Source organism: uncultured Parabacteroides sp., assembly GCF_905196875.1.
Classification (GTDB): Bacteria; Bacteroidota; Bacteroidia; order Bacteroidales; family Tannerellaceae; genus Parabacteroides.
In genome coordinates, this window is the sequence record NZ_CAJJWO010000028.1 from 54,274 (window position 1) to 65,391 (window position 11,118).

8 protein-coding genes are annotated in these 11,118 nt (G+C 47.6%); all 8 read left to right on the forward strand.

What is annotated here, in order from left to right:
* Window position 1 precedes the first annotated feature (1 nt).
* The 8 genes from QZ076_RS11285 (at window position 2) to QZ076_RS11320 (ending at window position 11,042) form a co-directional block, all read left to right on the forward strand.
* Entirely contained in the window at window positions 2-1,165 is a 1,164-nt protein-coding gene (locus QZ076_RS11285) for a DUF3868 domain-containing protein (protein WP_293713417.1), read from the forward strand.
* A complete protein-coding gene (locus QZ076_RS11290) occupies window positions 1,155-2,183 on the forward strand; it encodes a FimB/Mfa2 family fimbrial subunit (protein WP_293713418.1) in 1,029 nt (342 codons plus the stop codon). Before QZ076_RS11285 ends, QZ076_RS11290 begins: the two co-directional genes overlap by 11 nt.
* 18 nt (window positions 2,184-2,201) lie before the next feature.
* Complete coding sequence (locus QZ076_RS11295; RefSeq protein WP_293713419.1) at window positions 2,202-3,380, forward strand: OmpA family protein; 1,179 nt, start codon at window positions 2,202-2,204, stop codon at window positions 3,378-3,380.
* 76 nt (window positions 3,381-3,456) lie between these two features.
* Window positions 3,457-6,138, forward strand: a complete 2,682-nt coding sequence (locus QZ076_RS11300) for a hypothetical protein (RefSeq protein WP_293713420.1) — start codon at window positions 3,457-3,459, stop codon at window positions 6,136-6,138.
* Between the two features lie 39 nt (window positions 6,139-6,177).
* Window positions 6,178-8,481, forward strand: a complete 2,304-nt coding sequence (locus QZ076_RS11305; protein ID WP_293713421.1) for an FISUMP domain-containing protein — start codon at window positions 6,178-6,180, stop codon at window positions 8,479-8,481.
* A gap of 99 nt (window positions 8,482-8,580) precedes the next feature.
* The gene (locus tag QZ076_RS11310; RefSeq protein ID WP_293713422.1) at window positions 8,581-9,090 is read left to right on the forward strand and encodes a hypothetical protein; all 510 of its coding nucleotides are present in this window, start codon (window positions 8,581-8,583) and stop codon (window positions 9,088-9,090) included.
* On the forward strand, window positions 9,087-9,431 hold the full coding sequence (locus tag QZ076_RS11315) for a four helix bundle protein (RefSeq protein ID WP_195372157.1): 345 nt from the start codon (window positions 9,087-9,089) through the stop codon (window positions 9,429-9,431). The genes QZ076_RS11310 and QZ076_RS11315 overlap by 4 nt, the downstream gene beginning before the upstream one ends.
* A gap of 429 nt (window positions 9,432-9,860) precedes the next feature.
* Window positions 9,861-11,042: an RNA-directed DNA polymerase gene (locus QZ076_RS11320; RefSeq protein WP_293713423.1), complete on the forward strand. Its 1,182-nt coding sequence runs from the start codon at window positions 9,861-9,863 to the stop codon at window positions 11,040-11,042.
* Window positions 11,043-11,118: the final 76 nt, after the last annotated feature.

The window sequence follows — 11,118 nt, forward strand, 5'->3', positions numbered from 1 at the left end:
CATGAGACGGAAAAATCACATATCCTTTCTGGTCATCTGCCTGCTGATACTCGTATCCATACATCCGGTATTTTCTCAGGAAGGGATCCGTTTCATTCCCCGGAGCCTGACGGTGAGCGAGGACAGTGTACGTATCGACCTGACGATCCGTGCCAAAGGAATCGCTATTCCTTCGGAACAGGCGTTGACATTAACACCTTCGCTTCATTTCGGGAAGAAACAGGTGGCGCTTCCTCCGGTGGTTTTTTCAGGTAGTCAGCGTGCCCGTTTCGATAAACGGGAAGAGGTGGTTAACCCGGACCGGAACAAGCCGATACCTTATCATGTATGGATTACCGGACGGAGGCGGAATGATTACACGCTGCGTTATCTGGTGAGTATTCCGTATGCTTCATGGATGGAACATGCTTCGTTGAGACTCCGGCAGGTGAGCCGGGATTGTTGTACGGAGTTGTTGCTTGCCGATGATGTGTTGACGAAGGATATCGATTTGCCTTCACCTTGTGTGGCAGCGGTGCGGGTGGATACAGTGGTGAAAGTGGTTCCTGCTTTGCAGGAGGTTGAAAAAGTTGCGACAGTGACACGCCCGTTGCCGCCAGTCGAGAGAGAAGAAGAAGAGTACCCCCGTCGCAAACCGGAGCAGGAAATGGAACGGCGTGTGGCGGTGACGCTTTATGTGGATTATGTGCGGGGTGGCTCACGTGTGGACCCGTCGTATGGGAATAACTCCATGGAGTTGAGGAAGGCAGAGAGGATGCTCGTCCCTCTGCTGGGTGATCCTAACATCTATATAAAAGAAATACGTATAACCGGTTATGCTTCTCCCGATGGGGCGTACTATGATAACGAAGCACTGGCCAAGGCGCGTTCGCTGGGCTTCCGTATCTATCTGACCAAATCGTACGGTTTGCAGGACTATCCGTTCCGTACGGCTTGGGTGGCTGAAGACTGGGAAGGATTACGCAAGCTGATCAAAGGGAAACCTTATGAAGCAGCGGTAAACTTTATTATCGACAATTACGGGATTTTTGAAGGTCGCGAACGCTACCTGATGGATTTACAGGGAAGGAGGCCATATCAGGATATGTTGCAGAATTTGTTCCCGAAACTTAGGCGCATCGAATTGAGCATCTTATATAATGAAAGGAGCGGGTATGAAAAATAAGTCGGTCATGATAATTATCACCCTGCTGCTATTGGCTGTCAGCCTTATGGTCCCTTCGTGCAATATCGACGGCGATCTGGAGGAATGTCCCTATAATGCCCGTTTGGAATACTGGTATACCGGAACTGGTCAGGCCAATGTCCTTCCTGATTACATATTTAAAATGAAAGAGTTCGTATTCGATTCATTACAGATACTCCGCCAGGTAAACGAGCTTGGCGGTAAAAAGAATATCGCAGCCGAACTGAATCTGCCTCCGGGTAGGTACACACTGGTAGCCTGGGGAAATCAGGACAGTTGCAGCAGCATGAACGAGGCGGAGATCGGACGGACTAAATTAACCGATATCCTGTTGTACGCCAATAATCCTGTTCCACCGGAAACCCGCGTTAATATACCCTTGCGGCAACAAAACGGTGAACCGCTTTATTACGGATATGCATCATTTACAATACAACCCCGGGGCGTTTCGCGCCAGCGTGTGGACATGGTACATGCCCATCTGAAACTGGATATAACCGTGAAGTGGAAAGGCAAAGCCCCGACCGATACGGGAGATATGTATATGATACTCAGTGATGTGCCTTCGGCCTACTGCTTTATGCCTGAATTTGAGGTGAAAGGTTCGCCTTATTCGACCTACGGGACGGCGGCCGACGGCAGCCCGACCCGTTCGGGAGTCTGGTATTATATCCCGAAACGTTCGGACGATCATCCGCTGATCAGCCATGAAGTACCGGTGAAGATGGATATCACACGTACGGTGAACGCCACCTTTATCACATACCGTATCGGTAGCGACGACCATCCCGTAGTCAGGCTTTATGGCGGCGGAAAACAACTGGTCAAAGATATCGACCTGTATAAATATTTCCATACGATGCAGATCGACCTGGATGAAAACCTTCGTCAGGAATTCAGCCTGGTGATGGAGGTAGATCCGGCCGGAGGGGTCATTGTATCGTCGGCAACGGTGAGCGACTGGATAGACGGCGGTTCGATAGGAGGAATGATATGAACAATAATAATAGGAATTATGAATAAACATCAGGCAATCATTTTATTGGCTGTATTTACAACGGGCTGTTCGGCTCCCCGTCTGTTTACTGTGGGGGGAGATACGGAGGAAATGCAGCAAATGCGCATTCCATTATCGCGTATGCAATCCGTTGCGCAACTGCAAATAGACGCTGCTTCGGTCTACGGGCAGATGATCGAGTATTATTTAGATAATGGAAAAGTAGCCGGTATCGTTCCGGCACCGGCGGCTGCAATGCAAACCGTGTCGCACCGGGTAGAAGCCGTCCTGTCTTTTAAACCGGGTAGTACGGAGTTGTTGCGGTCATATAGCAGTAACCGGGCTGAGCTGGAACGTCTCAATCGCGAACTGGCAGCTTTTACTGCTGATGCCGGAGTAGAATTACAGACTGTGCGTATCAAAGGGTATGCTTCGCCCGACGGTACAACGGCACGTAATGAAGAGCTGGCTGCTGCCCGTGCACTACGTTTCAGCAATTACCTGAGTCGCGAACAAGGCATTCCGCAGCAAAAGATCGCTGTCGATGCCTGTGTGGAAGACTGGGAAGGGTTGATGCAGCTCGTATCGGATGCCTCAAAACCTTATGCCTCCCAGGTAGTTGCCATACTGGCTCAAACCCTTGATGCCGATGCCCGGCGTAAAGCCCTGAAAGCACTCGATAAAGGACGTGTCTGGAAAGATATGGAACAAACGTTGTTTGCCCGGCTGCGCCGGATGGAACTGGAAGTAATATGCCAGTCACAGGAAGATATACCGGTTGTCGAAGATAAGGCGATCCCAGAGAATACCACCGATCTGAACCGTCTGGCGATATTGTTCAACAGCCATCCGGATCAATTGACACTGGATGAATTACTGGCGGTCGCTCCGGTGTTCCGTCCCGGCACAGAACAGTTCCGCGAGGTGTATGAACTGGCTGCCTATCGTTTTCCCGATTGCATCCCGGCCCAACTTAATGCAGGTGCCGCCGCTCTTGCAGCGGAAGATGCGGAAGCTGCCCGCTTTTTCCTGAGCCGGGTGCAGGATGATCCGCGTGCCTGGATCAATCTGGGTGTCCTTTCCCTGATGGAAAATAAGGAGGAAGATGCCATCGGTTGGTTCCGCAAAGCCTTGCCCCACAAACCGGTAATGGCCCGCAGGAATTTGAATATGATATGGCAATTCAGGAAACAATGAACCAACATATAGAACAGATATTTTTAATCGCAGCTGTATAGGGGCTGCACAGTATAAACAATTTAATTTTAATGTTATGAGAAAAAAGTATTATTTGATGGCGCTTGCAGGTTTGCTGATGGCATCCTGTAGCGAGGACAATGATCCTTTCGGCCCGAATGGTGGTCAGGGGCAAAGCGGGCAGCGTGAGCTCTCGTTTGTGTTCCCCGGGACAGCCCAGGGAGTTGTTCCGTATGCCGTTACGGCTCTTGATGCAGAGAATGAGCTTAGTACATTGGATATTTATGTATTCGGTGTAGATTCAATGAGTGCTTCAAGTCCGCAGCCGATGGTGCTGGAAGAAATCTTCCGCAGTGGCCAGGGGTATACACTGACAACCAGTGGTTCTGATAAAACAGCTAAGATCAGTGTTCCTGCCGGTAACAACAAGGCTTTCTTCTTTGTTGCCAATGCCCGCGAGCACCTGTCGCTCGACAGTGTGGAACTGCATGTAACCGACACGGCTACATTTAAGACGAAGATGAGTAACACCCTGAAAGGCCATATTACTTGTCCGATGTTGATGAGTGCACAACTGGATATGCCGGACGTAGCAAAAACAGTAGCGGATGCAACAACGGCAGGCACTGGCGTTAAGGTTGAGCTTACCCGTCGTGTAGCCCGTTTCGACATCAAGAACAACAGCGAAACGTCAAACTTTGTGATCAGCAAGGTAGCTATGGCCGATGTTCCCGGCAATGTGCCTTTGTTCCCGCAGGACTCATACGTGGCTCCGATCGTGGCAGATATGCCGTTGATCGACTTTTCTGCGTTGAAGAATTCAAATGCCGGTGTAACGAACAGCGTGTTCTACATGTATCCGATCAAGATGACAACGGGCGATGAGGTTAAGTTCTCTCTGGTAGGAACGAACCTGATCACGAATGCCGCACAGGTGCTGGATGTAGAATTTAAGGAGTACAAGAGTGGCGATGTGGTCAATATCGAAGCCAACAACCGCTATCTGGTAGAAGTGGAAGACCTGGGAAGCGGTGAGCTGGATGCTACTTTGAAGGTAATCGAATGGATCGTAGGCGATACGGTTAATGTAAATACCGGTGACGGAAGTATTAAGTTAAGTAGTGAAGCTGCAGGTTTTGCAAATAATACGCTGGCAGTAGCTGCCGAACCGACTCTTACCGACTCTGCGGCTATCGTTGTTGCTGCCGACGGAGAATGGGAATTGATCGTGGAAGACCAGTATAAAGACTGGATCGGCGTTAGCACGCTTCCGGGTGACACTGTATTGAAGGAATTTAAAGTAACCACTTTGCTTCCTAACCCGAGCAGTAAAGAAGAACGTCAGGGTGTTGTGATGGTACAGAACGTACGCCGTCCGTCTATCCGCCAGCCGCTTATCGTAAAACAAGCTGCAAATACAGTCCGTTATCTCGATCTTTCGGGCAAAGCCATAGCCGGCAACCTGTTGGCATTCTCCGGTGAAAAGACTACCGGTGACTCTTTGAATATTAAGGTTACAGCACCGGCAGGTACAGCCTGGAAAGCTACCAAAACAACTACTGCTACCTGGTTCACATTCGGTAATGAAGCTACCGGATTGAGAGCCGCCGCAGGTGACGGTTCCACATTTGACGGAACAGGAGAGGAAACTTTCTCTATTGTTCCTACTGCTAATACAGATAAGGACAATGCAAGAACAGATACTGTAATCATCACGATTGCAGGCGTTGACGGTGCTACCGATCTGGTACAGAAACTGATCGTTCGTCAGGCCGCTCAGAACCTGGGTTCTATTACTGTTAAATGTATCGGCCTTTCCAATGGCAATGTAGCTATACCGGCAACCGGCTTTACCGATAAAGGTTCAGCAGGTCAGCATGTAGGCGAACGTAAAGTTACTGTAAATGCTACTACAGCATGGAAAGTTGTTATTCCTGATGCTGCCACCTGGTTGACACAGGAGGGTGCTATCAATCTCGTACCTCAGAGCCAGAACGGTAGTTTCTATCTGAAAGCTGCTGCCAATACGGCTGTTGATGCAACAGAACGTACTGCTATTGTCCGTGTTGAGAATACGCAGGATGCAACGATCTATCAGGAAATCACATTCACGCAGGCTGCTGATCCTGTAGCTGCTCCGGTGACTAAACCTACATTCAATGTTTCTGCTCTGACAGTAAATAACGATGGTACTAACTTGAGTGCTTCTACGATCATAATTAGCGGCATCGATGCTGCCGACCTGAGCAATTGGAGCATTGATGGCAGTTACAATTGGGTTAGCGCTGTGTTGACCGACGAAACTACGATTACCGTAACAATGGCCAGTGACGGGAATGAAGACAACTCCGGTGTCGGTGCAACAGAACGTGCAGCTACATTCACTTTGAAACACGCAACTGACAACGATGCCTCTGTTACCTTCACTGTTACTCAGGCTGGTGAAACGTTACCTGTTGCTCCGGTATTAGCATCGAGTGCTCTGACAGTTGATAATGATGGTACAAACCTAAGTGCTTCAACAATTACTATCAACAGTGGTATCACTAATGCCAGCGAGTGGGAGATTGAAAACGATTCTGCTAACGCCTGGGTAAGTGCAACGTTAACTGACGCGAATACGATTACAGTAACAATGGCTTCTGACGGAACAGAAGATAATTCAGCCGGAACAGAGCGTGTAGCTACTATTAAATTGAAGAATAAAGCCCATCCTACGGTATCGGTAACATTTACTGTCACTCAGGCCGGAGCTTAAGACTTGACTCACTAGTAATAATATTAAAACAAATAAATCATGAATTATAAATTAGCAATGGTTCCATTGTTGCTTTGCGGCATGCTTGCTTCATGCAATGACAGCGAGGAACTAATCCAGAAAAACCCGGATTTTGTGGAAGCGGGCTACGGCGCGTTGACCCTTACCCTCAAATACCCTGACGCCCCCAAAACGAGAGCGGTGGGTGATACACTGGTAGGTGTAGCCTATGATGCAGAGAAAACTATCAGCAGCGTAGCCTTCTTTGTCAATACAGAAACAGAGACCGTAGACGGTGCTGAACAATACGGAGCTTTCGGCGGCTATTTCAGCGATGAAGAAGTGCTTTCTGCCAATGGCTTGCAGGAAGAATTGGAGGAAGTAACAGCCGGAACTCCCGGTGAATACACGGCTAAGATCCGCCATCGTAGCGATGGTTGGAAAAATCCTCAGGTGATCGTGATCGCCAACTATCTGGAAAATGGTCTGGCTGATAAGCTAAAGGCTATAACCAATTGGGAAGATTTGGGAAAGGTTGTATCTGAAACAATCTCCGAAAATCCTAAAACACCTCTTTTAATGTATTCCACTCGTACGATCGAAGCCTGGAAACGTGCAAGCGGCGGTAACGGTGGTGGTTCTGCTTCTATGGATTTCGATATGGATCGTTTGGTATCGCGTATCGACATTCATAACAATGCTTACAACAAAACAACTCCGGACAATGGTTTCGTGCTTACTTCGGCTCAATTAATCCGTCCGAAGGTCGCTTCTTACCTGATACCCGGTATAACAGACCTTCCGACACAGGCCGTGTCCGATGTCCCTTTCGCAACAAGCGGAACTGTTGTTGAAGATGGTACTGCTCCAAACATTATCCAGAAATTGGACAGCTTGTATACTTACGAAAACGACAATGCAGATGCAGCTACTGCTACTGCGGTACAGGTGAACGGTACTTTCCGTGGAGGTAAAGTGTCGAAAGTAATCGAAATAAAGAAAGTAGACGGTGTAGGAACAATCGGCGATCCTATCGCTTTAGCCCGTAATCATCGTTATGTAGTTAATATCAATGCTGCTCCCGACAGTACGGATATTACCTGGGATATTGTGGTAAAAGAATGGGCGGAATCCGATACGATCAAGGTAAAACCTGCGTATCCCAAACCTGATTTGGCTGAAGCGTTGAAAACAGCAGTTTTTGAAGCCGGAACATCAGGTATAACCTGGACAACCGGAAGTAAGATCATTGATATAACGAATGCTACAGCTGGCGATGCCACATTGAAATTCTCTACAAGTGGAACGACTGCTTCTGTCGTTAAGTTGGCTTATGGTTTTGATACGGATGCTTCTTCCATAGGCGGAAAGAGTGATGCCATTGTAAAGGTAGACGATGCTATTGTAACCTACGGTGCAGCAAAGGTGGAAACTCCGATCACGATCACGATCCCTAAACAGAATGATGATGAAAAAGTACCATTGGATATTTATGTTATTGTGCAGAACGGTGGTAATCTGAGTGCTTGCGATACGATTACGATAAAGAGCCGTCCTGTTTACAATGGTGTGGCAAGTGCAATGCCGGTATTGATGAAGGATGGTAAATATTGGGCACCGATCAATGTGGGTGCAACAACAACGAATAATAAGTCGGCTACTACTGCCAGCACAGACATTACTGCTGATTGCGGAAAACTGTTCCAGTGGGGTCGTTTATATGGTTTTGCTGCAACCAATAATGCTTCAACGACAGTAGCTGATACCACGGGTATCGGAGCTTTGGGCCGTCCTGTTCAGGATGACCTTACTAAGATGTCTAAATGGGATGGTAAGTTCATTTATAGTACATCTGCACTTAAGTATAACTGGTTGCAGATTAATGGTGAAGGTAATGCAAATCCGGAAAATGCAGGAATGGACAAGGGCGCCTGGTATCAGCAGCTTTGGAATGTAAACGAAGGAAAAGACAATGCTGATGTCGTTAAAACCGCAACCGATCCTTGTCCTAAAGGTTGGCGTGTTCCTACTCAGGCTGAGTGGATCGCTATTGGTGCAGGTCAGGAACCTGCCGTGTCCGGAACAACTTGGGATGGAACAAACTTACGCTTAACCGTTCCGGGAAAAGAAAGCGGAAAGAACCTTCTCTTGCCTGCTGCGGGCTACCGCTACGGCAGTGCTGGGGCTTCCAGCGATCAGGGCGCCGGCGGCAACTACTGGTCGTCGTCTGTGCCTGCTGCTAGCTCCAGCGCCAGCTACGTGAGCTTCAGTAGCGCAGGTAAGCTGAGTACGAGCACGCTCTACCGTGCCTACGGCTTCTCGGTGCGTTGTGTCCAAGAATAAAGGGAGGCGAATTGCCTCCCGCATCCGATTCATTCGATTGATTTGATTATTTTTTAGACCCGCCGAAAGGCGGGTTGATTTTGGTCTAACAAGTAATTAATGGTATTTATGAACCTGAAAGAGAAAATAGATGCAGAACAGCAAGACAGACCATTGGTCCTTTTATATATGGAGGGAATGTTTTGGAAAGCATACGAGCAATCAGCCATGCGGTTTACAAAGGAGATTAAAGCATATAAATTACAAAAGCGCTTTTTCAAGAATGTGAACAGCGAAGTTGTCTCGTTAGGTTTTCCCGATGGGAGCTTGCAGGATGTGTTGAAGGGACGAGAATTTACGCGGATCAATGAAAAGCAGATATCTTTTTTTCTGAATACTGCTTTTACAGCCGATGAATTTGAGGACTGGAAAAAGGCACTTCCTCTCGAAACCGAAGCGTCAGCTTCGGTTTCGAGTCCGGCTGTTACTCTTACGGTGCAACCGGATACCCATTTTTCGGATGCCGAACGCCGCGTGCTGGCACAGTTGGCTGCCTTCCGCGTTGAGACGGCTTCCCCTTTACAGTGTATGATGTTGGTTTCTGATTTACAGGCTTTGTTGAAACAATGATATATGATAATCTGCCTGTTTATAAGGCTTCATACGATCTGTTGTTGACTATATTCCGGTTGAACCGGAATTTTCAACGCGATTACCGTTATACACTGGGTGAAAATGTGAAAAACGAGCTGATTGCTTTGTTGGTATGTATCTATCAGGCGAATGCCACCACTCAGAAAGCTCCCCATTTGTTGAAAGCAAGGGAGCACGTGGTAGTGATAAAATTGCAAATACGCTTGTTGATGGACCTTAAACAAATCAACCTCAAACAGTATGCCACTGCTGCCGAACAGATCGAGTCGATCTCAAAGCAACTGGCAGCATGGCATAAATCGAGCGAAAAAAAATAAATAGAAGGGCGATTCTTGTCCGGAGTTCCGGTGGCCAAGGTTACCGGTAGAGAGACTTGTAAATTCAGTAACCCACTGGCAGAGTAAACAGACGTAGGGTGATAAGGCGTATCCGCGTTTCTGCTAGTTAATTTTCCCGGTTGTCAGGATATTTGCTTAAGTGCACCTGTTCCGATAATTCCATTAGTGGTTACTAAGCTTGCCTGCTGCGGGCAACCGCAACAACAGTACTGGAGCTTCCAACAATCAGGGCGCCAACGGCAACTACTGGTCGTCGTCTGTGCCTGCTGCTAGCACCAACGCCAGCAACGTGAACTTCAATAGCGCAGGTAAGCTGAATACGAACACGAACAACCGTGCCAACGGCTTCTCGGTGCGTTGTGTCCAAGCATTTACTGGTCGCCTTTTATTTATAAGTTGAACTAATGTATGGATTTGATTGAAGACATATTCAAAGCCTATTTCGATGCCCGACGCGGGAAACGAAACTCGGTGAATCAGCTTCGGTTTGAAATGAACCTGGAGGAAAACCTCGTCGCGCTCTATCGCGAAGTGGCCGACCGCAGGTATCAGGTAGGGCGAAGCATCTGTTTTATGGTGACATATCCCGTAAAGCGGGAAGTGTTTGCCGCCGATTTTCGCGACCGCATCATTCATCATCTGTTATTCAATTACATTTCGCCGATATTCGAACGGACTTTTATTGATGATTGTTATTCCTGTCGGAAAAACAAAGGTACGTTGTTCGGGATTAAACGCCTCGATAAACATATCCGCAGTTGTTCGCACAACTATACGAAGGATTGTTATGTACTGAAGCTCGACCTTCAGGGGTATTTCATGAATATAAACCGTCAGATATTATATGATTCCATCCGGAAAACGTTAGACAGATACGGATATCTGGAAATGCCGGACGGTATTCATTGGGAGGATTCGGAAGAATATGAACTGGTAAAATATCTTTTGCCGCTTGTCGTATTTAATGATCCTACGTTGAATTGTGTCAGGCGGGGGGATGTGGCGGACTGGGAAGGACTTCCTCCTTCCAAAAGCCTGTTTCATTCGCCGCAGGGGTGCGGGTTGCCTATCGGTAACCTGACGTCGCAACTGTTCAGTAATATTTATCTCACGCCTTTCGATAATTATGTGAAACGGAAGTTGGGGATTAAGCATTACGGACGGTATGTCGACGATTTCTTCCTGGTTCATGAAGATAAGGAAGTACTGAAAGCCCTGATCCCTGAGATCCGAAATTATCTGTGGGATACGTTGGGAGTGAGGTTACATCCTAAAAAGATCGCCTTGCAGCATTACACGAACGGGGTAGAATTTCTGGGCGCGGTGGTAAAGCCGGGCCGTATCTACATCCAGAACCGTGCCAAACGGAAGTTTGCTGCCGAGATGTATTATTGGGAAAGTAACCTCGACGATAATCGCGCGCCCCCTGACAAGCTTCGGATGATGCGTGCGTCCATCAATTCGTATTTGGGTATAATGCAGCATTTCTGCACCTTGAATATAAAAAGAAAGATTCTGGGCCGTTGTTCGCAGATATTCCTCTACGGATATTTCGGCAACGCTTTTGGAAAATTCTCGTTATATAAATAATATGAATTATATGCCAATTTAGAAATAATGAGTCAATGTGGCAATATGCCAATGTGCCAATTTAGAATGTGAACTA